The organism is Acidobacteriota bacterium, from assembly GCA_016196065.1.
Taxonomy (GTDB): Bacteria; Acidobacteriota; Terriglobia; order Terriglobales; family Acidobacteriaceae; genus Acidiflorens.
Genome location: JACPYL010000010.1, coordinates 1,512,525 through 1,535,322 on the forward strand (window position 1 = coordinate 1,512,525; position 22,798 = coordinate 1,535,322).

Sequence of the window (22,798 nt, forward strand, 5' to 3'; positions counted from 1 at the left end):
TGAAATCACAAGCTCACCCTGCCATGCATCCGTACGTCCACGACCCCGCGCACATTAAAGGCCTGCGTACCGTTGCCACCGTGGAATTCACCAAAGGCGTGATCGTGGTGCTGGCTGGTCTCGGCCTGTTTTCGATGCGCCACCGGGACATCTGGGGAATCGCCGAGAGTTTTCTGGAATTCTTTCACGCCAATCCCTATCACCACTACGTCGGCGTGTTCATCGACCTGGTCTACCGGATCAGCGATATGCACTTGTGGAAGATTGCCACCGTGGCCAGTGTGTATGTCATTCTTCGTTTTATCGAAGCGTATGGCCTCTGGTACGCATTGCCCTGGGCGGAATGGTTGGCGTTCGCATCCGGAACGATCTACATTCCGTTCGAACTTGTGGATTTACTGCACCGTCCAACCTGGTTTCGATTGCTGGTGCTGACGGTCAATCTCGTCATTGTTCTCTACATGCTATACCTGCGCCTGGATGCGCTTGAGAAACGCCGCATCGCCCGCGCACAGCAGACCGCAGGGTAGGGAAGAGCAGCACTACTCATTCAGCGAGCAGCTGCAATCCGCAGGTGGGACGTGAGCTTTCAGAAAGTCTGCGACTCGCTTGTAAGCGTCGATCTGATTTTCCACTTTCGCGAAGCCGTGGCCTTCGTTTTCGTAAACTTTGTATTCGACCACGCCGCCGCGTTTCTTGACCGCGTCCATGACCTGCTGCGCTTCCGACTTCGGGCACCGAGGATCATTGCCGCCCGCCAGCAAATACAGCGGAGCCTTGATCTGATCCACGAAGTTGATCGGCGAGCGATCTTCGTAGAGAGCTTTGTTCTTCACCAGGTCGCCCATCGTCGCCAGATCGCTCTGCTGCAGCACCGGATCTTCATTCTGAATTTCCGTGAACCAGTTCACGAATGGCACGATCGGCACGCCCGCCGCCCAAACGTCCGGCGCTTTCGTGACGCCCATCATGGTCAGATAGCCGCCATAGCTGCCACCCATCAGGATCAGCTTCTTCGGATCGACGTATCCCGTCTGCTTGATCCAGTCGGCTGCCGAGAGCACATCCTGTAAATCACCCCCGCCCATGTCGAACAGGTTCGCCTGCTGAAATTCTTTCCCGTAGCCCGTCGAACCGCGATAGTTGGGCGCGATCACCAGATAACCCTGGTTCGCCATGTACTGGACGAAGCGGTTGAACGTATTCATCGTCTGCGCAGTCGGCCCACCATGTACGTACACAATTGCCGGATGCTGTCCATTGCGCGGCAGATTGTAAGGGACGTAGACGAACGCGGAAATCGTCCACTTGCCGTCTTTGCTTGGATAGTGCACCAGCGACGGCTCAACCATGTCCTGCGAGCGCACGCCCCCGATCAGCGCGTGTGTAACCTGGCGGGACTTTCCATCCGCCAGCGTGTAGGTCCAGAGGTCGCCGGGCGCGGTGGGGCCATTGTGAAAATAAAGCAGTCTCGCGTTGTCATGACTGAATGACGAATTCCCAGCGCCGGGTTCATTCAGTCCCTTCGGCAACGGCAGTGCGCGCGCCTTCCCGGCCGCGATGTCATAGAGATAAACATCGGTGTTGCCATCCACATTTGCGGTGTAGGTCAGATGGCGGCCGTCGGGAGAAAAACTGCCTGCCGAGATTTCCCACTTGTCCTGCGTAAGCCAGTGAATCTTCTTGGTGCCGATGTCGATGAGTCCAACGTTCTGATAGCCATTGGCGGCATTCGAAGTGATCAGAACGCGCTTGCCGTCGGGCGAAACGTCGTATGCAGAGTGGAGTTTCTCGCCGTCATGCGGCGTCAGCAGCGTGCTCTGCGCGCTTTCCACATCCACCATGAAGACGTTCGAATCGGTGCCCTTCGACTGGTCCTGCGTGTAGACGATGAACTTGCCATCTTTCGACCAGATCGGCGCCACGTTCATCCGATCGGCGGCAGTTCCGGTGGTGAGATGCTTCACCTCGCGCATCACCGTGTCATAGACGTCAATCTCAAACACGGACGACGTCTTCGGCTTCACCATGTAGGCGAGATAGCGGCTATCGGGAGACCACGCCGGACTCTCTTCCGCAATCTCGCGGGTCTTCGTGACGTTCACAACCTGCCCGGTTTTCGGCGACACAAAAAAGATGTCCCACTGCTCGTCGCCATCGTAGTCGGACATGTAGGCGATCCACTTGCCATCGGGAGACCACACGGGTGATGTCTGCCGCTCGTTGCTGACCGTCAACTGGATCGGCCATCCGCCATCGGACGGCACCGTCCAAAGATTGTTGCGCCCGCTGAGATTGCTCACGAACACGATCGACTTTCCATCCGGAGACCAGTCCGCTCCGCCCACCAACCGGGTCATGTATAGCTTCTCAATGGATAGATTTTTCTCCACATGGGCATTCGGCTTGGAAGTGATCAGCTTGGGATCGGTAATCGCTTGCGGAGCAGGCAACGTTTGCGATGTGGCCACGGTAGTCATCAATATGACAATAGCAAAGAGACAAAGAGTGCGCATGAGGGCCTCGGGTTAGAGCTTGAACAGAAGAGTTTACCAGTCGGAGAACGGATGAATCCGACCACGGATCTGCCGGGCCTCGGAGAATTCTGGCCTTTGGGTGGCGCAGGGGTTTACCGCTGCGGTAAACGCAATCTTGATTTGGGCTTCAGCCCCCGAGGTTCAGGTTAGGCTTTCTACTTTTCGCGCTCGAATCCGCAGCTGACGCGGAACACGTGGCCATCGGGGTGGCGAAGGTGCATCTCGCGGACGTTCCACGGCATATCGGTCGGCGGAAATGTAACCTCCAGCCCGGCGGCGACGCAGTGCGTGTGCATCGCGTCCACGTCGTCGACCCACACCGACATCCAGACGCCCTTATCGCCCGCTTCGTCTCCGTCCTGCTGAAAAGTGGTGGTGTTCGCGCCGCGGCCGCGGCCTCCCTGCGCCCCCAGGCAAAGAAAGATGCGGGTTTTCGTACCCGATCCAATCGAGGCAAACGTCGGAGGCGTTCCCCAGTCCCACAATTTCTTCCATCCCCACTTCTCAAACCACGCCACCGTCCCGGCAATGTCGGACACGTTCAATATCGGAGTCAACCCTTTGGCTTCCATGGCGGAAGCAGGATGCCACCGGGCGAACCGTGCCGATCTGCCGATGCCAATCTGACGGTGATCAGACGGTGCCCCAGGTTCGCGCCCCCAAACAAACAGTCGATCTCAATACGCTCAGTTCTAGGGGCGCTAACCTGGGCTCACGGCGAACCAACACACCCTCCACTTTCTGGACGCTTTACTTAGAGTTCTTCCGGGCGTACTTTTCTTACTATGCCTCGCGATCTCCGGAGATACCAGGAATCCGGCCAATCGCATTTCGTCACCTTCAGTTGTTATCGCCGCCGGCCTTTCTTTAACCACCCTACGCGTTTTCAACTGTTCGTTCTCTGTCTGGAAGAGATGCGCCGCCGCTTCGAACTCTGCGTTTACGCTTATGTAGTAATGCCAGAACACGTCCACCTGTTGCTGAGCGAACCGGAAGAGGGAATACTAGCGGACGCCATTCACTTCCTGAAGCTGTCATTCACCAAGCGCTCGCGTCGTTTACCGACGGACGAGTCTGGGAACTTCTGGCAAAAGCGATACTACGACCGCAATGTAAGAGACCACCATGAGTTCATAGTGAAATTGGGCTACATTCACAGGAACCCAGTAAAGAGAGGATTGGTCGCGCGTCCAGAACAATGGAAGTGGAGTAGTTGTCGGCACTACGCCTTGCGGGAAACAAACGTGGTGGAGATTGAGTCAGAATGGACAGCGCGCGATCGCGAGAAGAGTCTTGTGGGCCCCGATCGAATATTCCTGAACCCAGGTTAGCGCCCCAATAACTGGGCGCCCTAGGATTGACCGCTCATGCGGGGGCGCGAACCTGGGGCACCAGGCCCCCACTCTATGTCAGGAAGCCCCGTGGCAGTGTTTGTACTTTTTTTCACTACCGCAGGGACACGGCTGGTTTCTTCCTACCTTCTCACCCGAGGGTAACATCGGTTTACCACGGAGATTCTTGGATAAGCCCTCTAAGATGGGATCGGATTTCCAAGGTTCTTTACTAAATACCATCGCATCAACTAGACGATCACTTGTAGCGAGACAACCCAGTCCGAGCCATACGTCGGCTTTCGACTTGTATTTCGCCAGCCTTGAGAGACCCAATAGTTTTTCCCGAAGCGCTGCCGGAGAGGTCGGCTCCGACACAATCGTTATTCCGCCCGGACTGTCGGAGAAAGGCATTCGTGCATCATGACTTCGGTGGTCGGCAGTTGTTTTACGCTTCAGCATCTTCAGTGCTTGGATCAGCCCGTCCGCCCCTTCTCCGGCTAGATCGTAGAGAAAAAATACAACGTCACTGAACCTCGGTTCATTGGTAGATTTTGCTTGATCGACGAGGTTTTGAAAGTCTGCATTCTTCCATTGGTGGTGAAGTTTGTCTGCCGCTGCGGTCTTCGGTACAGACCCGCGGAGTACCGGAAAGTTCGCGTCCACGAGTTGTGCGAAACTGCCGTCAACAATTTCTAAGTCAGCTTCGTTGTTCTTAAAGAGCTTTTGCTTGAGGTGCTTGCCAAGTAAAGACATCTCCGTATCGGCCTTGTAGTAGCCGCCAAGCTCCGTTCTCTGGCGCAAGTAGTAAGCGAACTCGAATGGATCCGCAAGATAGAATGCCAACATATCCAAATCAAAGATGCTGATGGCGACAGGGAAGGGGTCAGCCGCTTGCTTTTTGAGGTACACGTCAACCTGGTGCATAACTGCCGGATAGTGATCCAGCGTTACGCAGAGAATGTAAGCGTCGTCTATGCTCTCATTGAGATGTACCTCCTTCCCGCCAGCCAACAGTTTGCTGTTTCGGTCGAGTAATGCTCGTCGGCAGAGCAATGCTTGATCGTACGCCTCTTGAACAGCAAGTGTGAAATCAGAAGCTAATCGAGTGTCATTGCCAAGTTTCGCGACTTCGGTTAACCGCTTTGACTTTACCTGGGCGATGACAGCCTTGTTACCGACAACAGCAAGCACATCAATATCGGTGATGGTCTGGCTCTTAGTTTTCTTGATCTCAACATCCGTGTAAACATTATGGGCACCAAATACGTTCCGCAGAAGATTCGCTGTTATATTCTCGGCAAACTGCCCGCGGTGCAATAGGGCCTCAGTGGTGTACGCACCATCGGAATTCATCCAAAAGAATGGACATTCATAGATTGCCTCTGCAAGGTTAAATCCGATTGGGAGGAAGTAGCGACGATCCGGAAGTTGAATTATCGGATTTGATTGAAGTTGATTAAACTGGCCAGGTAATTGAAGACTCAAGTTGACCTTCCCTGGTATCAAAGAAAATGCCCTCAGACAGGCGCTAACCGTCTCGACTCCGAATTGTTGAAGTTCAGTCTCTTCGAAGCAGAAGATTGATAGCGCCGTCGTACAGAGTTTCGAGAACTCTCCACGCGCCACTCTGGGGTGGGTGTTGTACTTGTGCTCATGGAGTCTCTTCAGTTCTCGGGCTATTAGGCTCATCTCAGCAATATCAATTCCCTTGTGCCGACGAACCCAGGACTTGTCTGCAGCATACTTCTGCGTCGCGAATTCTAAGTATTGGAAGTCATATGCTCCCGAGCCACCGTAAAATATTGGCTCCTTCATCATCTCTCCCGAACCGAATGTACGGCGATAGTCGCCTTCCTGATCTTCTATACGAATGCCAGTCTTTACACGCTTTTCGATCTCTTTAGTGAAATGTTCGTGATGCTTCTTGTGGAGTTCGTCGAAGAGCCTGTAAATTTCTTCAAACCACTGCGCAGACTCGTGTTCGGCTGGAAAACTAAGGCTAATTTCATTTTTGACCAGAAGCCCTGCGAGAAATGTTAGTTCCTGAAAATTGAGATGGTCGTGCCAATTGATTTCCGTAGCCTCGTTAGGAGCGAAAAACAAGTCGCGCAGCAGTATTAAAGCGAACGTATAGATGAACCCCGGCTGTCTTGTCACGGCTTCAATTTTGCCAATGACTGCTTTCATACTTTTCCGAACCGTTCTTTCCTAAATATTATAGATGTCCGAGTAACAGGCTCAAGCGGGTGGCCCACTTCTCAGAAGCATTCGACCGTGTGTCTGCGAAGAACCTCGCAAAATATTGGCTCCTTCCCCGGCCACGGTTTGTGAGCAACGGTGGGTATCAGCCAATATCTGCTGTTTGACGCCCGGCGCGTGACGACGATAGCCTCCAGTGCAGGTCGAGCAACCCACAACAGTTGGCGGAGTGTCCCCGTGAATCATTTAACGACGAATGATGTAACGACAAGAGAGCCGGCCAATGATCCCCAGGATTTGGAGCGATTGTTGGTCGAGAGAGAGAACGCGGGAGATGTTGCCGGCATGACGGCGTTGTTCGAGCCAGACGCGGTCGTCGACATTGGCGGCGGAACGTTCCTGCGTGGCAAAGAGGCCATCCACGAGTTTTTTACTCAACTCCAGGTGACGGGGTTTGGACCGGAAAAACGACACTTCGAGTTCGGAGAACAGCGTCCAGCGCTCATCTGCGGCGATCTGGCCCTCACCTCGACGCGCTGCCGTAATGGCACCGTGACCTCGGAAGTTGCGCGCCGCCAGAAAGATGGAACGTGGCTATGGGTGATTGATAGGTATTCCGTCGCCTAGTGGTCGGCAGGTATGCCCAGTAACCCAGGTTAGCGCCCCAAGACCTGGGCGTCCCAGAGATTGACCGTTCGTACGGGGCGCGAACCTGGGGCACCAGGCTTTCCGCGTCTCCGCCCTCATTACGTTACCGTGAAGGTCGCGCTCGTTGCCGCGCCACCCGGAGTTGTGATCACGACTTTGCCCGTCTTGGCTCCCGCAGGTACTGTAAGCGTCACCTGCTTGTCAGAGTTCACGGTGAAAGACGTAACCTTGACCCCTCCCAGAGTGATGCCCGTCGCCTGGATGAACCCCGATCCGGCAATCACGACTGTGCTCCCAACCGCTCCGCTGGCGGGCGTGACGCTGGTGATTTTCGGAGTGACCCGGTACGGCTTGCTGCTCGATAAGGTTCCGGAGGGCGTGGTCACGGTGACAGTTCCCGTCTCTCCCGATGGGACTTTCGCGGTGAGATACGTGTCGGAGACGACTTTGAAACTTGCGCTGGCTCCATTGAATTTAACGCTGGTTGTGCCCGTGAACCCATTACCGAGAATTCCGACGGACTTCCCCACGACGCCCATGGTCGAGGTGAGCAACACAAATGGTGGCATGGAGTTATCGAGGCTGTAGACAACGCCTTCTCCGGGCGTTCCTCCACTGCTGGTCAATCCAAAAATCTTACCGTTCGTGTACTGAACCCCAGTTGCATACGCCCCCGCGCCGTGCGTCACGTCAAAGCTCGAAAGAACGCTGAAGGCGCCGCCGGTCGTGATCTCGAACAGCGTGCCATTGCCTGCGTTACCGCCGAATGCGGTCGAGCTATACAGATTGCCGTCGGTGGCCGCGACCAGACCCGCATAGGCCTGATTCCCGTTGGAGGCGTCAACCGAGTCGAAGTTGTGGAGTACGGTCAGGCTTCCACCTGGTGTGATCTTATAAACAACGCCCACATCCGAACTGCCCCCACGCGAAGTTGTGCCGTAGAGATTGCCATCGTTCCCTTGCACCAGGCCGCCAAACGGATACCTCCCGTGGGTAGTGTCGAAGTTATAGAGCGTCGTGACCGTCGTCTTCACAATTTTGAAAACAGTCCCCAAATTGGCGGTGCCGCCAATCTGTGTGGTTCCGTAAAAGGCGCCATCGCTTCCTTGCGCCAGCGGACCATAAGTCATATAGGGAATTTTGTTAAGCACTTTGAAGACGCCCTTCGCGGACATCTTGAATGCGACGCCCGGAGCCGAAGTACCGTAGAAGTTTCCGTCCGTGCCCAGCATCAAAGCAGCTATAGGATCGCCTCCGTCTGCGCCTCCCGCGAAGCTGTAGAGGACCGTAAAGACTCCCGCCGGCGTGATCTTGAAGATATTGCCAAGGCTGTGCGCGCCACCGCTTTGCGTGGTGCCGTAGAAGTTGCCGTCGGCGCCAAGAATCAGGCCGCCACTTGGACTATATCCGTGCGCGATGTCGAAGTTATAAAGCACGGTCAGTGTGCCGTCGGGCGTAATCTTGAAGGCGATACCCCCACCGCTCGTGCCACCCTGCGTGGTAGTGCCATATAGGTTCCCATCCCGGCCCTGGGCCAGTAGCTCCGGATATAGGGGGCAGCATCCGTGGGTCGTTCCATCGAACTCGTAAATGTCTTTGTAGGTTTGTGCACTCAGCCCGGGCGCGCATATCGCCAAAGCCAATAAGCAAACAACAAAAGCCCACGTTCGAGTGGCTGATATTTCACTGATAATTCCCGCCACAGATCTCGTCGGTTGTGATTTCATCTTCCTTCACCTCTATCCCTGGCTCTATAGCTCTCGCCTGCTCTGGAAATGTTCCCTGTGTGTGGTGTTGGCGCTCCGCAAAACTCCGATCTAACCCAGGAGGTTTCGCGAAAGGCATTTCTTGACCCGAAGCGCGGGGGGCGCCCTGCCGGTTCGGCCCGGTCACGCCCCGCAAGCAGGCGTCATCGTTTTGCCGACTGTTCCACCGGCGTCTTGCGCAGGACTTTTCTGGGATCCTGGACAAACTGTTTGACCGCGGCCCGGTTGTGGTAAGTAATACTCTTTTCGACAGGAGCGCCAAAAGCTTCGGGATGCAGATAGAGCCCACGCTCGCTTGCCGTCTTTTCCACCTCGACCGGACTCCGGTTCGCGTTGGCCCACGCATCATGACGGATGCCCGTGATCTGCCACGAAACCTTGGCTCCGGGTTTCCCGCCCGCAATCCGAAAGTGATTTCCCAACACCTCTTCGGCCACATAGAGGTTGGGGCCGGGAGCTCCGACCGCGGTGAGCTGGTAACGGAAGTCCTTGTTCAGCGCTTCGAAATAGCTCGGCAGGTCGACGCGAGCTTCGCCATTCTCGTCCAGCACAGCCACACCGTCGTAGATATTTTTCATGTCCGGCGATTCGATCGAGGTGTGGAGGAGGAATTTGTTGGTTGGATCGACCGGGTGATCGATCTTGAAACTCTTGGAGGCTCCGATGAGTGCACCTGTGGCCACGAGGTCTCCGACGCTGCTAGTTCTCACGTAGTGGGCGCCAAGAATGTCTTCGGCATAGATCATGTAGTGTGAAGTGGAGCTGTCGTTGATTAGCAACAGGGTTGAATTCGTATCCGCTGCACCACCCTCGGGCTGGTTATAGCCCCACAGAGCATTGCCCTCTTTCGAAAAGCCAAGGACTCCAACGCTCCCAGCGTTGGTCGAATATCCTCCGACACCAGTTCCGGATTGTGACTGCCCGGTAACTCCAATGTAGTTGGTCGACATCCCAGCTACGCCTGCGAAAACATCCGACGTCCCGAGCACCCCATTGTCGGTAGGACTGTCACCCCACACTCCCGGGTTCACGTTGCCAATGGAACTCTGGCCCATGCTACTCATAGAGGCTTTCATTCCTAAAACACCAGCTCCGATCGGGCTAAATGAATTGCCCTGCACCGCAACCGTAAAGGTATTCGCGGAATTGGTATCGACTCCATGGATGGCGATCGCTCCGAGCGACGTGCTGGAGGATGTACCATTGACAGCGGACGTGGTTGAAGTAGTCGTCGCATGGATAATGCCCGCGTTAAATGCGCCGGAAGCGTCTCGCTTCACAATCGTATTAGCCGCATTCGCGCTAGTCGGCGCCACAGTCCAGTTCAGTCCGAGTGTTCCTGAAGTCGTGACTGGTGAGCCGCTCACGGTGAAGTCAGACGACGGAGCGCTCAAACCTACGCTGGTCACCGTGCCGCTGCCACTCACTGATTTGCACACCCAGGCTGAGCCATTCCAGGAGAGAATCTGACCGGAACTGCAACTCGTCAGCAGGCTCAGGTTGGCTACACCGCTGTTAGTGCCGCCGGTTAGTCCGCTGCCCGCCGCCGTGTTGATGCCGGTGATGGTGCCGCCACTACCGCCGCTGAACACGACGTCCAATTCGGGCGAATGGCCTTGCGCTGTGTTCTCTTTGCTTTCAAACGTTGCCGACAAGGGACTGTTCGCCACCAGCGCGATGCCGTCATTGGCTTGCGTGTTGTTGAGCCACGCTACGACGGCTGGAGTCACGTCAATCAGGATGTAGTCTTTTGCGTTTGCGCCGGTCAGGGGCACGCTCGGTACGATGGTGCTGCCCAGAGCCGGGACCAGGTTGGCGGTGATCGTCTTCTCGGACCAGGTGCCATTGATGAAATCTACGTTGAAGCTTCCCGCCGCCGGGACTGTGTTGACGTAGAGCTTCAGAGTCGCCTTGGCCACGCTGGCGCCAGTGAAGCCGGAAGGAATGGACGATAAATCAAACTGGATGTAGGCCGCCTGCGAGGGACTGACGACGCTCAGCGTTGTTTTCGCGCCGAAATTCGTGGTCGGCGTGGCCGTGTTGGTGTAGGAGTCGGCGCTCGGCGTGATCTGGGCGTAGGTGGAGATCGTCGCGCTCCAAATGAACAGCACGACTGCTACCAGCGAAAGGCTGCGGTTCTTCATAACGTGTGGCTCCAATGTCTGTCTTGCGCCGGGTTGGGGGGCGGCGGCCAGGGCGCGTCGTTGTGGATTGGTCTTAAATGGTCTCAGTAGCGGACGTCAACCAAACTGGGAGTGAAGTCTGCCTTAACAAGTAACGGCAACAGTATCAGCGCGTTACAGCCTCTTCTTAACTTGAAAATCTACGTGATAGAATCAAGCTCCCCCGGCAAATTTGAGCTACTCTCCAGCACAAAACCCGTAATGCCGCCGCCAGTGGAAAATAAGCGCTATCAATTCGGAAATTTTGAGGCCGATACTGGCACCGGCGAACTGTTGCGCCAGGGATTGCGCGTCAAGCTGCAGGAACAGCCCTTTCGACTGCTGGCGCTGTTGCTCGCGCGTCCGGGGGAAACCGTCAGCCGGGACGACTTGCGCAAGCAGCTCTGGCCGGACGACACATTCGTCGAGTTCGATAACAGCCTGAATGTCGCCGTGCGCAAACTGCGCGAAGCGTTGCGCGATGATGCGGATGTTCCTCGCTTCGTGGAAACAGTCCCGCGGTACGGGTACCGGTTTATCGCTCCGGTAAGTTTCGCGATCGAGCCGTCGGCGACGGTCCCCGGGTCGTCAAACTCCAATCCAGCCTTGCCACCGTCTCCGCAGCAACCTCGCGCTGTGGCTGAAATACGTCCGCGGTGGCGGTTTCCAGTGCTGATCGCGGCATTGCTTGTCGCAGCGGCGGGTCTTGGATTTGTGAGTAACCGTTTGTATCGCCATTACCGGCGTCCCGTACTGACGCAAAAAGACACGATCCTTCTGACCGACTTCACGAACACGACCGGCGAACCCGTTTTCGACGACGCACTCAAGCAAGGCCTGGAAGTCAGCCTGGAGCAGTCTCCTTTTCTTAATGTGGTTCCGGACCGCAAGGCTCGCGTCATCCTGAAGCAGATGGGGCACTCGGAGGAGGAGCGCGTCGCAGGAAGGGGCGCGCTCGAAGTGTGCCAGCGAGCCAACGCGCGAGTGATGGTACAAGGGTCGGTTTCGAGTCTCGGAACCAGTTATCTGATTGGCCTGGCCGCCATCCGTTGTGACACAGGTGATCCGATTGTTCACGAAGAGGCCCAAGCTCGCAGCAGGGAAGAAGTGGTCGATGCACTGGGCCGGACTACGGCGCGCCTACGCGCCCGCCTAGGCGAGTCGCTTCCCTCGATCCAAAAATTCAACGCGCCCCTAGAACAGGCCACGACCTCTTCACTCGATGCGCTCAAGGCGTATAGTGTCGGCGCTTCCCACTGGGACCGGGAAGGAGATCGGGCCGCTGCACCCTATTTCAAGAGGGCGGTTGAGCTGGACCCGAACTTTGCCATGGCCTACGGTGCCCTCGCCAGCATTCATCAGAATCTGGAAGAAACGGAACTGGCTCGTGAAAACGCCACGAAAGCGTATGAACTGCGCGGTCGGGCCAGCGGCGTCGAGAAGGTTCTCATCGAATCGTGGTACCACATGTACGTCTCCGGGGATCTGCAAAAAGCGGCGCATGTGTACGAGATTGAATTGCAGGACTATCCAGAGAACTGCCGGGCGCTGAATGACCTCGGCACGATTGACGCCAGTCTCGGACGCACCAGCGAAGCCGTCGACATTTTCCGCAAGGTCGTGCGCCTGGATCCTTTCGGGACGACGACTTACGGCAATCTTGCTGTGAGCTTAATGGCACTCGGAAAAGTTGACGAAGCGGGCGCAGTTCTTGCCGAGGCCGGCCAACATAAGTTGCAGTCCGAATACTTGCTGCAAGTCAATTATTTGCGGGCGTTTCTTTCCGGCGACCACGAGGGAATGGAGCAAGCTTTAAAGCAGTCCCATGACGTGCCCGGAGCGGAAGCGTCTCTACTTGCCACGGCCGCGAACACAGAAGCTTATGCCGGCCATTTTCGAAAAGCGCATCAACTCTCCATGACGGCATCGGAGATCATGGTGCGGGAAGGGAACAAGGAATTAGCAGCCGGATGCTGGGCTGAAGCGGCCGTGCGGGAGGCCGAAGCGGGAGCCGACAAACTGGCCCGTGAATCCGTGTCACGTGCATTGTCGTTGTCGCAGAGCGACGATATCGAGACGATGACGGCGCTGGTGAGCGCTCGCATGGGCGACGAACAGCGGGCACAGACGCTCACACAGAAATTGGACGCCGAGCACCCAGCGAACACGATCCTGCAAGGCTATTGGCTACCGACAATCCGCGGCGAAATGGAACTGCAACGTGGCAACTGGGCCAAAGCAGTCGCACAGCTTACTCCGGCGGAGAGTCTCGAACTGGCAATTCCGTTTGCCTTCTCAACCACGAGTCTCTATCCCGCCTTTGTGCGTGGGCAAGCGTACCTGGCAGACAACGATGCCAAAAACGCGGTAGCGGAATTCCAAAAGCTCATCGACCATGATGGCTTGACGCTGAATTCGTCCCTGGGACCCTTGGCACGGCTGGGACGAGCGCGCGCTTTTGCCCGCAGCGGAGATGCCGCAAAAGCCAAGGTTGCGTATCAGGAATTCTTTCAACTGTGGCAAAGCGCCGACCAGAATATCCCTGCCATGCGACAAGCCCGAAGCGAATTCGCCAAGTTACAGTGAACAAGATTCGTCGGGGACGCCGATGGAAAAGAATTCAGAATTGGGTCAGTTCCGTCTGTCCACGAATTCCCCGTCTTGCGATAGCGGAAGAGCAGCAGCGGGAGCCGCTTGAGATTGGCGGCAAGGTTCTCTTCTACCCAGACTTCGCCTTGAGCACGGCGGGCGGTGACGTAAGCGTGCTCGCTCCCTGGTCGAGTTACGTTCTGCAAGATCGCGAGCTGATCTCAGGTCAGAACCCGTTCTGGGATGAAGCACTTCTGAAACTTCTTCTGCCGGCACTCGAAGAGAAGAAGAAGCGGGCAGCTTAGAGGAAATAGGGGGACAGGCGGGACGGTTATCATTTTTCGCCAACGATGGTTGGTGTACGTCCCGTCTGTCCCCAGTTTTCCCACACCAAGCGTAAACCCCGATACTGGAAAGAGCGGATCTGAATCGCGGGATGGTCCCCGATCGCTGGTTTCGCCGCCAGCAACCGCGTTTCATAAAACGAAACTTGGGACACTCGGTAGGGCTGATAATGGTGGAGAACCTACACAGCGCAATAAGCTGTGGGTCAGCCACCCGGCAAAAGGGCATTTGTGCCTATGGAAACAGGTCTCAAAGTGTTAGGGGCGATACTGATGGCTGTGATAGCAGTGCTCCAATTTTTTCTAGACCTAGTGCAACGTCCCGGCACCCGTTGGATTGTTGCCGCAATAGCGTTTGTCGCTGTTCTGTGCTTCGCAATAGCAGAGTTTATCGGAGACAGAAGCCGGAAACGTGAGCGAAAACGATGGGAGGAAGGTCAGGTCGAGCGTGATCAACAGATGATCGGCCTTATTGTCTCTAGAATCAAATCTCCTGAGGTCATGGGTGGCGCCCCCGTTACTCAGCCTATTGTCCCCTTACCTGTAGACGTTATGCCTAACGATCCGCGAGTCTATCCGGTCTCAATTAAGGAAATTAAAGATGCCATATTTCCGAGCACAGCATTCGTCTTTACTAATCGCGGCGGCGATGTGGCGCATAGGGTTAAGGTAGACATGCTCTTCAAGTTGAAGGGCCATAATGTTGACTTCCCCGGAGTAGAGGTCATCGCTGTTGATGAGACTTGTGAGGTTGTTCCAACAGTAGGAGGAGAATCCTTATCTAACAAGCGTAATATTTTCCACTGGCTTTTAGAGGATTGGAACGCTAACGCAGGAAGTTTAGTTGAAGACTGGCCGAAAGAAATGAACGTTAGGTGGCAGAATTACAAGGGCGACAGATTTGTGTGCGCTCTGACACTTGTATTTCACCCAATCGACTACATGCTCAGACGTAATGACAATTGGCCAAAGCATGATTTTGTAGTGGTGGAGTTCAAGAACATACGGTTTCATCGAGAGTGATTACATGAAGTGTTCCAGGTGCCCCGCACATTCGCGTTGTTGGGCAGGGGGCCTAACTGGTTACAGCCTATGACAGATGATCTCGACAAGGCCTACCGGGAGATCGCCAAGTTCGCAAGCCAATATAAGGTCGCGGGTTTCACTGCCACCGAGTTGGCCAGATTTCAGACTTTGGAAACGGGCAGATTTTCAGAGTTATTCAAACTGGCTGAACTTCAGACACCGGCATACAACAGGACCATGCAGGAGTTGACCGCAAACCTGGAACACCTCTACCCACTTAAGAGCATCCAGGCGGCATTGGCTTCGATTGAGCTGCCTCAACCCCCAATGAGTGCCATACTGCAGGCACACTTGGCGGAGATTACGGGCATTGGGGCATCATTCGCTGAGACCATCGGAGAGCGAACGCGATTACTGTTCGACGCGGCTCCCATGCAGCGCTATCAGGAGATTTTTGCGCACATCTCCCAGGAAATAAGTCGTACCGAGCGATCTAGCCTGGAACTGTCAAAATTGGCACTTACTTGGCCATCGGAAATCGTCGGTGACCGCCTTGTGCTTCTTGAGGACTCTTTGAGTAACGTGGCTGCCCTTCGAGAGCTAGAGACCAACGCCGCCCTCAGCAGCATGCCATTGCGCGGGATCGAACGTGTTGAGGTTGCCACCGACCTGGTTTGGAATCACGGCAATTTCGTTCGTCGCTTGCCGCCCGCTTTGCCTGATGTTCCAAAATGGGAACCTCACCGCGATGAAGAATTAACAACGAAACTCGAAACCAAGCTGCTGGCGATCGACCCGAGACTTCTCGAGCTCCGACGAGAGGCTTGGAGGAATCTCGCGAGCGGCAAAGCCGGCGCACGGCTCGCGGCCCACGGGGTTCGAGAGATCTTGGGCGAGCTCTTACGACTGTTCGCACCTGACGAAAAGGTGAAACAGAGTGGGGTGTGGCTCGAACGTAAAGATCAGGCCTTATCAAAGCCCACTCGTCGTATGCGACTGGAATACATCGTAGGGGATGCGGCGGCGGACCTTGCTGCGCTTTTTCAATTCGACGAAAGCGTGCAGAATGCGAACAAGTTCGCTCATGTGTTCGAGGACAATGTCGAGGTAGTCAGGGCTCACCTGGCGCAAGTGGAAGCATGCATTTACCTCGTAATTACGTACGCGATAGAAGATGGCGAGTAGCCCCGGCCGGGTGCCCCACGTTTCGTTCTCTGAAACGTGGGTGCTGGCAGCGAAACCGGCTCGCGACCTCACAACCCTCGAAGCCCGTGGACAGTCCAGCCGTTTTGCTTTGTCGTATGCTATGAGCCGTGCGACAAAAGCGCATGTCGATTCTTCCTCCGGTGACAGCTTTACTCACGCTTGTCTTCTTAATGGTTCCCCACAGTAATGCCCAGAGCATTCCCCTGGTGGATCATCATGCCCACCTGCAGAGTGCCACGGCTGCACAGCTTCTGAATGAAGGAGCGACTTTGCATGCGGAAGAAGCCTCTCCAGAAAAAGAAAAGCCCTACACCGCGAAGGACCTGATCTCCGCGCTGGACGCAGCCGGCATAGGCCGTGCGACTGCGCTTTCCGAAGCCTACTTGCTGGGAAGCAAGTTCGTGCATGTGTCCAACGAGGCGAAGGTGATTGATCGGGAAAATGACTGGACACTGCAGCAAGTCCGCCAATATCCGAAACGGCTGCTTGGTTTCTGTAGCGTGAATCCGATCCGGCCATACGCCATGGCAGCGATCAAACATTGCCGGCACATCGGCTTGCGCGGTGGCCTGAAACTCCACCTGGCAGCCTCTCATTTCAACTTTGCGGACGAGAAACAGATTCGCCAACTGCAAGACGTTTTCCGTGAAGCGAACCGAGTGCGTGTGCCGATCCTGATTCATCTCCACCCGGACGACGAGAAGTGGGATGGCAAACGCGATTCGCAGATTTTCCTGGACCAGGTATTGCCGCTGGCTCCCGACATCACGGTGCAGATCGCCCACATGGTGGGATGGGGAGGCTACGATCACAGTGCCGATGCTGCACTGACGACCTTCGCGGACAAGTGCGCAACCCAAGCGAAACTGTGCGCCCACCTTTATTTCGACATCTCCGCCGTGATCGTGCCGCCGTCAGCAGCGCAAGCGCCCGCAGGCAGCGATCTCCGGTTCATATATGAGAACCAGAAAAACTTTCCTGAAGGACCAGAACGACTCGCAGCTAATATTCGGCGCATCGGGATTCACCGCGTCCTGTTCGCGACCGACTGGCCAGTCATGGGGATCAAGGAATACGTCAGGTTGCTGCGCACCAACTTGCCGCTTACGTCCGCTGAAATTAGTCAGATTTTTAGTAACGTTGCGCCATACTTTTGACAAGGCGGTGGCCCAGTTCTCCGTCAAACGGTAACTTTCAAAACGAAGAGGTTGATTTCCATGAGACGAACAATTGTCATAGCCCTGCTCCTCACGACAGCCTCGATTGTCCTGGGACAAACACCGCAGGCGAGGTCGGATCAAAGAAGAAGCATTGAGCAGGTCATAAGGCAGGTGGATCATGAACGCATTCAGGCGCAGATCGATGCCGATGTGGCGGCTCTGGACCGTATCTATGCTGCTGATTTTATCGGCGTAGGACCAAGCGGCGCCGTGAGAACCAAGCCGGAGGTGCTCTCAGATTTTAAGTCCCATGAATTGAAATTTCAGTCGATCACCACCGACGAGGTTCAAGTGCGCATCTACGGAAACACGGCCGTGGAGACTGGCCGCTCCACAATGAATGGACAAGACAAAGGCAAAGCCGTCCCCCGTGATAACCGTTTTACGAGAGTGTGGGTAAAGCAGCAAGGTCACTGGCAATTGGTCCTCAACCACTACTCGCCACTGGTTATGAAGCAATGACGTAGACATTGGAGTGACCCATGAACGCCGTACAAATCGACCAGAAGAGTTATGAGATGCCCCCGCGCGAGGGGATCAGCATTGCGCATTTTCTCACCGTCGCCGACATCGAGCGATCGGCTCGCTACTACGAAAAGGTCTTCGGCGCTCGCATCCTGAGCCTGGGGGACGGCAACGCACCTGCGTACCTTCAGCTGGCGAATCTCTGGATGATTCTGAACGTTGGCGGCGGGCCCACTCCGGATAAGCCGACGGTAACGCTCAGCGTCCCTGACCCGAATCACATCAACAGCTTTTTGAATTTTCGCGTTGCGGATATTCAAGCCTGCTATGAACTATGGAAAAGTCGAGGAGCGGAATTCATCACCGAGCCGATCCCCAAGTACGGCGAGATACGCTGCTACATCCGCGATCCTGACGGATACATTATCGAGGTTGGGCAGAGCACCGACCTGACTTATGGGTAATGGCGGCCCGCTATCAGCGAGTCATGCTGGAAGAATTTACCGCCGACGCTTTGCGGTCCCACGCTTGGCGGCCGCCTTGCTCTTTGATTGGGCGCCTAGTTTCTTCTTCTGCGCCTGTCCCGACTTGGTCTTCGAGCGCGATTGTTCGTACATCTCGATCCACTGCTCGCTTGAAATCGCCGCGATCAGCTTGCCAATCGCTGCGAGCGGCAAATCGTCCGGCGACTGGAAATGAACGCAACACTTTCCCATGTCGAGCTTCTTGCCCGCCGTCTTGAACGCCGCCTTCAGTTGCTCGAGCTGGCGCGCACTCCAAAACGCGCCCATCAGGTAGAGCGAGCAGAAGTTTTTCTGCGCCGCGAGCGCTACGTAGCAGATCGGCTGCTGGTTGTATGTGTCTGGATATCGAGACAGGGGGATCGTCCAGCCGATCGTCCCCCAGGTCAGGCACTCATCGTAGCCGCGCGGAATGTGCTTGTTCACGAGTGCGCGCACCGTGGAGATCGTCTTCGCACGATCGGCGGGAAGTGAGGCGATGTACTGCTCGGGCGTCTTGACGTTCGATGGTGGTTTCATGGATTCGCCGTCTCCGAACTATATCAACTGGCCGACCCCAATTTATAGATTCAGATTCTCCGTTATCACGCCTGCCCCCGGGAGCGTTGCGATGCCTCGGTCTGGCCGAAACTAATCACTAACCCCTTTTGACTGCTTTGCATTATCCTTCTCCCGCCCATGAACTTCACAATCCTTGATTGGACGGCGATTGCCGGCTACCTGCTGATCACGCTCTTCCTCGGACTGTATTTCCGCAGCCGATCCGGCAAGAGTATGGACGACTACTTTGTCTCTGGCCGCAGTGTGAGCTGGTGGCTGGCTGGGACCTCCATGGTTGCGACTACATTCGCAGCCGACACTCCGCTGGTCGTGACCGGCCTGGTGTACACGCAGGGAATTTCCGGGAACTGGCTCTGGTGGTCGTTCCTGCTCTCCGGGATGATGACGGTGTTTCTGTTTGCGCGGCTCTGGCGGCGCTCCGGACTGCTCACCGACGTGCAGTTTGCGGAGATGCGCTACTCCGGCAAGCCCGCGGCATTTCTGCGCGGCTTTCGCGCCATCTACCTCGGGCTGCTCATGAATTGCCTGATCTTGGGGTGGGTGACAAAGGCGATGACCAGCATCGTCGCCACCACGCTTGGCGTCAGCGATGGCCGTGCGCTGGCCATCTGCCTTTTTTTCCTGATTCCGTTCACAGGCCTGTACGTCGCGCTCGGCGGATTGTGGGGCGTGCTCTGGACTGATCTCTTTCAATTCGTATTGAAGATGAGCATCGTGATCGCGGTCGCGTACTTCGCCGTGAAAGCCTGCGGCGGCATGAGCGCGCTGCTCACGCGGTTGGCAGAGATGAAAGCTGCCGCAGGATCGAATGCCGGCGACGCGACGTCATTCTTTCCTGACTTCTCCAAACCGGTCGATACGGAACTACTTTGGACGCTTCCCGCGCTCACCTTCGTCGTGAATCTTGGACTGCAATGGTGGGCGTTCTGGTATCCCGGAGCGGAGCCGGGCGGCGGCGGTTACATTGCGCAACGCATCTTCAGCGCGAAGGACGAACGGCACGGATTGCTCTCGGTGCTCTGGTTCAACGTTGCGCATTACGCACTGCGGCCCTGGCCCTGGATTCTCACCGCGCTTTCGGTCGTCGTGCTCTATCCGCATCTCGAACATCCGGAGTCGGGGTACATGATGGTCGTCACACAGCATGTGCCGCCGGCGTTACGCGGAATTGTTGTCGCCGGATTCATGGCAGCATTCATGTCGACCTTCGCGACGCAGTTGAATTGGGGCGCGTCGTACCTGGTCGCGGACTTCTACAAGCGCTTCGTCAAGAAGGATGGGAGCGATTCGCACTACGTGGTGATGTCACGTGTCGCGACGGTATTCCTGGTGATTTTCGCCGCGCTGGTTTCCGCGGCGCTCACGTCGATTCGCTCGGGATGGGAAATCGTACTGGAGGCCGGCGCGGGCACCGGAGGCGTCTACCTGCTGCGCTGGTACTGGTGGCGCATCAATGCGTGGAGCGAAATTTCTGCAATGGCAACCGCCCTGGTCTCGACCGTGGCGCTGCGCTGGTGGGCGCCGTTCATGGGCAACCAGCCCGTGATCTTTGCCAAGACAGCAATCACCACCACGGCGATCACGACGTTGGTGTGGATGATCGTCACTTATCTGACCTCGCCGGAACCACAAGAATTGTTGGTGAAGTTCTACCGCCAGGTGCGTCCACACGTAGGTGGATGGGCGCCGATCGCCCGGCTGGCGCCCGAAGTGCCGCCGACTCGCGATCTGGGACGGAACTTGCTTTCCTGGGTGCTGGGCTGTGCGATGGTCTACTCCGCATTGTTCGGAGGAGGCTGGTTGCTCCTTGGGCCTCGCAGCAAGGGCGTCATCTTTCTAGGCATCGCTGCTGCCTGCGGGTGGGCGCTATCCCGCGACCTCAGCAAGCGCACGCTGTCGACTTAAAGAAGTAGTCTTGAATCATTAGCGATCCGGGGCAGGGACGACGCTTGCCTCGTCTCTGCGCGCTGTTCCGCGTTTCGATTTGACATTTTCGTGACAGGGCTGGGTGCATCTAAGTTTTCAGTGCCGATCGTGGGGAAAAAGTCTCCAATTCGATTCACGAAGCGCAGTGGCTGCGCTGCTTTTGCATTGATCTTGTCGTTCTTGTTTGCCACGAGCCTGGCTTTCGCTACCGAAATGTCGACGCCCCCGGGCCTGGAGAACGGTTTCAACCATCTCTATAACCTTGATTTTCCCGGCGCGCAAAAAGAATTTCAATCATGGGAAGAGAAGAATCCAGATAATCCCATGGGCCCGGTCAGTAAAGCGGCTGGCGTTCTGTTTTCAGAATTCAACCGGCTGGGCGTGTTGGAAGCGCAGTTTTATGAGGACGACTCCGCCTTCGCTGCGCGTAAGAAATACGATGCCGATGCCAAGCAGCGCGATTTGTTTGATCAGGAACTCACGCGTGCTGAAACTCTGGGAAAGTCGCGACTGGCACGTGATCCGCATGATCACGACGCGCTCCTGGGATTGACGCTTGCGAGCGGGTTGCGTGCCGATTACGCCGCCTTGATTGAGAAACGGAGTTTGTCTTCGTTGCACTATACCAAAGAGGCATCGGCTTGGGCGGATCAGTTGCTCGCGGCTCATCCGATTTGTTACGACGCCTATCTGGCGGGTGGGATCAGCCGCTACATCGTCGGCTCGATGTCGGCGCCGGTTCGCTGGCTGTTGAGGATGGGCGGAGTTTCCGGCGACAAGGCTCGGGGCATTTCCGAACTCCATACAACCGCGGAAAAGGGTCAGTTGCTGGCTCCGTTTGCGCGCATTCTGCTGGCCATCGCGTACGTGCGCGATAAGGACAGGCCGCAGGCACGTGCGATTCTGCTCACCCTGCAAAAAGATTTTCCCAACAATCATCTCTTTCCTTTAGAGCTGGCGCGTTTGGAGAGTTCGATTTCCCCTAAGTAGTTGGCCTTGCTACGCCGTTCATTAGAAATTCACCACTCTGTAACCTTCCTTTAATACTCAGTCCATAGCCTTGACCTCGAAACCCAATCGAGGAGGACTAACGAGTGATTCGTCGCATGGCGTTATTGCTGGTGTGTGCGTTAGTGGCGCTGCCGGTGCTGGGGGAGACAACCCAGTTGAACGGTGCGGGCGCTACGTTTCCTTATCCCATGTATTCAAAGTGGTTCAGCGAATACAACAAGCTGCATCCGGACGTGCAAATTAATTACCAGTCGATCGGCAGCGGAGGCGGTATCCGGCAAGTTCTCAATGCCACGGTTGAATTCGGCGCCAGTGACGGACCGATGACCGACGACCAGCTTTCGCAGTCCAAAGTTAAGATTCTGCACATTCCGACGGTCTTGGGTGCTGTCGTGCCCGCATACAACGTTCCGGGCGTGTCGGCAGAAATCAAATTCACTCCAGAAGTGCTGGCCAACATATTCCTCGGCAAGATCAGCAGTTGGAACGATCCCGCCATCGCGAAAGTGAACCCCGGCGTGACTTTCCCGAATCAACCGATCATCACGATTCATCGCTCCGACGGCAGTGGCACGACTTTTATCTTCACCGATTATCTCGCCAAGGTCAGCAAGGAATGGGATACGACGGTGGGGAGAGGAACTTCCGTGAAGTGGCCTCCGGGAATCGGGGGCAAAGGCAACGAGGGTGTGGCCGGACAAATTCGCCAATTGCAGGGTTCGATTGGTTACGTCGAACTCATCTATGCCGTCCAAAACAACATTCCTTATGGCTCGGTCAAAAACGTAGCCGGAAATTTTGTTAAGGCGTCTCTAGACGGCGTCACCGAGGCGGCTGGTTCGGTGAAGAGCATGCCAGCTGACTACCGCGTGTCCATCACAAATGCTCCCGGTAAGAACGCGTATCCGATCTCCAGCTTCACATGGCTGCTGGTCCCCGTACAGGCGAAGGATCCAAAAAAGGGGAAGATCCTCGCCGATTTCCTTGCGTGGATGGTGAATGACGGCCAGAAGATGACCTCGCAACTGTCCTACGCGCCCCTGCCCGATAGCGTGGCGGAAAAAGTAAAAGCGACCATCAAGCAGGTCAAATAGGCCGCTCTGCCGGGGAGTGAATCCCTGGCGGAGCAGGGAAGTGCCGGCCTGGGAGCGAAATGTTTTGCAGTGTACAGTGCGCTCCCAGCCTCCACTTGAAGCGGCAGAGCGTGAAAATGCCAGATTTTGATGCACTGGTACGCAGCCGAAATGGCACGAAAATTGCCAACCAATATAGAGTCTAGTAAG

The 22,798-nt window shown here is 55.9% G+C and carries 19 protein-coding genes; 13 read left to right on the forward strand and 6 right to left on the reverse strand.

Translation table 11 applies throughout. From position 1 onward, the window contains the following. Window positions 1-23: 23 nt before the first annotated feature. Window positions 24-530, forward strand: coding sequence for a DUF2127 domain-containing protein (locus HY010_09565; protein ID MBI3475969.1), 507 nt, complete (start codon window positions 24-26; stop codon window positions 528-530). Between the two features lie 12 nt (window positions 531-542). On the opposite strand, the gene HY010_09570 is transcribed toward HY010_09565, so the two are convergent. Then, window positions 543-2,516, reverse strand: a complete 1,974-nt coding sequence (locus HY010_09570) for a S9 family peptidase (GenBank protein MBI3475970.1) — start codon at window positions 2,514-2,516, stop codon at window positions 543-545. A gap of 176 nt (window positions 2,517-2,692) precedes the next feature. Beyond that, window positions 2,693-3,109, reverse strand: coding sequence for a bleomycin resistance family protein (locus HY010_09575; GenBank protein ID MBI3475971.1), 417 nt, complete (start codon window positions 3,107-3,109; stop codon window positions 2,693-2,695). A gap of 213 nt (window positions 3,110-3,322) precedes the next feature. Here HY010_09575 and HY010_09580 point away from each other — a divergent pair, with 213 nt between their 5' ends. Further along, entirely contained in the window at window positions 3,323-3,868 is a 546-nt protein-coding gene (locus HY010_09580; GenBank protein MBI3475972.1) for a transposase, read from the forward strand. A 78-nt stretch (window positions 3,869-3,946) separates the two neighbouring features. On the opposite strand, the gene HY010_09585 is transcribed toward HY010_09580, so the two are convergent. Further along, the gene (locus HY010_09585; GenBank protein MBI3475973.1) at window positions 3,947-6,058 is read right to left on the reverse strand and encodes an SEC-C domain-containing protein; all 2,112 of its coding nucleotides are present in this window, start codon (window positions 6,056-6,058) and stop codon (window positions 3,947-3,949) included. Between the two features lie 357 nt (window positions 6,059-6,415). Between HY010_09585 and HY010_09590 the strand changes: the two genes are divergently transcribed. Continuing rightward, on the forward strand, window positions 6,416-6,697 hold the full coding sequence (locus HY010_09590) for a nuclear transport factor 2 family protein (protein ID MBI3475974.1): 282 nt from the start codon (window positions 6,416-6,418) through the stop codon (window positions 6,695-6,697). A 119-nt stretch (window positions 6,698-6,816) separates the two neighbouring features. Here HY010_09590 and HY010_09595 read toward each other — a convergent pair whose 3' ends face one another. After that, window positions 6,817-8,445 carry a hypothetical protein gene (locus HY010_09595; GenBank protein ID MBI3475975.1) on the reverse strand — a complete coding sequence of 543 codons (1,629 nt, stop codon included), beginning with the start codon at window positions 8,443-8,445 and terminating at the stop codon, window positions 6,817-6,819. Window positions 8,446-8,627: 182 nt separating this feature from the next. After that, the gene (locus tag HY010_09600; GenBank protein ID MBI3475976.1) at window positions 8,628-10,628 is read right to left on the reverse strand and encodes a DNRLRE domain-containing protein; all 2,001 of its coding nucleotides are present in this window, start codon (window positions 10,626-10,628) and stop codon (window positions 8,628-8,630) included. A 240-nt stretch (window positions 10,629-10,868) separates the two neighbouring features. Here HY010_09600 and HY010_09605 point away from each other — a divergent pair, with 240 nt between their 5' ends. The 7 genes from HY010_09605 (at window position 10,869) to HY010_09635 (ending at window position 17,960) form a co-directional block, all read left to right on the forward strand. Then, window positions 10,869-13,232 carry a winged helix-turn-helix domain-containing protein gene (locus tag HY010_09605; GenBank protein ID MBI3475977.1) on the forward strand — a complete coding sequence of 788 codons (2,364 nt, stop codon included), beginning with the start codon at window positions 10,869-10,871 and terminating at the stop codon, window positions 13,230-13,232. After that, on the forward strand, window positions 13,229-13,540 hold the full coding sequence (locus HY010_09610) for a hypothetical protein (protein MBI3475978.1): 312 nt from the start codon (window positions 13,229-13,231) through the stop codon (window positions 13,538-13,540). Before HY010_09605 ends, HY010_09610 begins: the two co-directional genes overlap by 4 nt. 276 nt (window positions 13,541-13,816) lie before the next feature. Further along, complete coding sequence (locus tag HY010_09615; GenBank protein MBI3475979.1) at window positions 13,817-14,602, forward strand: hypothetical protein; 786 nt, start codon at window positions 13,817-13,819, stop codon at window positions 14,600-14,602. Between the two features lie 69 nt (window positions 14,603-14,671). Beyond that, window positions 14,672-15,790, forward strand: a complete 1,119-nt coding sequence (locus tag HY010_09620; GenBank protein ID MBI3475980.1) for a hypothetical protein — start codon at window positions 14,672-14,674, stop codon at window positions 15,788-15,790. 143 nt (window positions 15,791-15,933) lie between these two features. Beyond that, window positions 15,934-16,968 (forward strand): amidohydrolase family protein, encoded by a 1,035-nt coding sequence (locus HY010_09625; GenBank protein MBI3475981.1) that lies wholly within the window; start codon window positions 15,934-15,936, stop codon window positions 16,966-16,968. Window positions 16,969-17,028: 60 nt separating this feature from the next. Then, window positions 17,029-17,493 (forward strand): nuclear transport factor 2 family protein, encoded by a 465-nt coding sequence (locus HY010_09630; protein MBI3475982.1) that lies wholly within the window; start codon window positions 17,029-17,031, stop codon window positions 17,491-17,493. 20 nt (window positions 17,494-17,513) lie between these two features. Next, the gene (locus HY010_09635) at window positions 17,514-17,960 is read left to right on the forward strand and encodes a VOC family protein (GenBank protein ID MBI3475983.1); all 447 of its coding nucleotides are present in this window, start codon (window positions 17,514-17,516) and stop codon (window positions 17,958-17,960) included. Between the two features lie 36 nt (window positions 17,961-17,996). On the opposite strand, the gene HY010_09640 is transcribed toward HY010_09635, so the two are convergent. Then, window positions 17,997-18,536, reverse strand: coding sequence for a DUF1801 domain-containing protein (locus HY010_09640; GenBank protein MBI3475984.1), 540 nt, complete (start codon window positions 18,534-18,536; stop codon window positions 17,997-17,999). A gap of 159 nt (window positions 18,537-18,695) precedes the next feature. Between HY010_09640 and HY010_09645 the strand changes: the two genes are divergently transcribed. From HY010_09645 to pstS, 3 genes are all read left to right on the forward strand, one after another. Continuing rightward, window positions 18,696-20,483: a Na+:solute symporter gene (locus HY010_09645; GenBank protein ID MBI3475985.1), complete on the forward strand. Its 1,788-nt coding sequence runs from the start codon at window positions 18,696-18,698 to the stop codon at window positions 20,481-20,483. A gap of 234 nt (window positions 20,484-20,717) precedes the next feature. Further along, on the forward strand, window positions 20,718-21,494 hold the full coding sequence (locus HY010_09650) for a hypothetical protein (protein MBI3475986.1): 777 nt from the start codon (window positions 20,718-20,720) through the stop codon (window positions 21,492-21,494). A gap of 116 nt (window positions 21,495-21,610) precedes the next feature. After that, window positions 21,611-22,609, forward strand: a complete 999-nt coding sequence (gene pstS, locus HY010_09655) for a phosphate ABC transporter substrate-binding protein PstS (protein ID MBI3475987.1) — start codon at window positions 21,611-21,613, stop codon at window positions 22,607-22,609. Window positions 22,610-22,798: the final 189 nt, after the last annotated feature.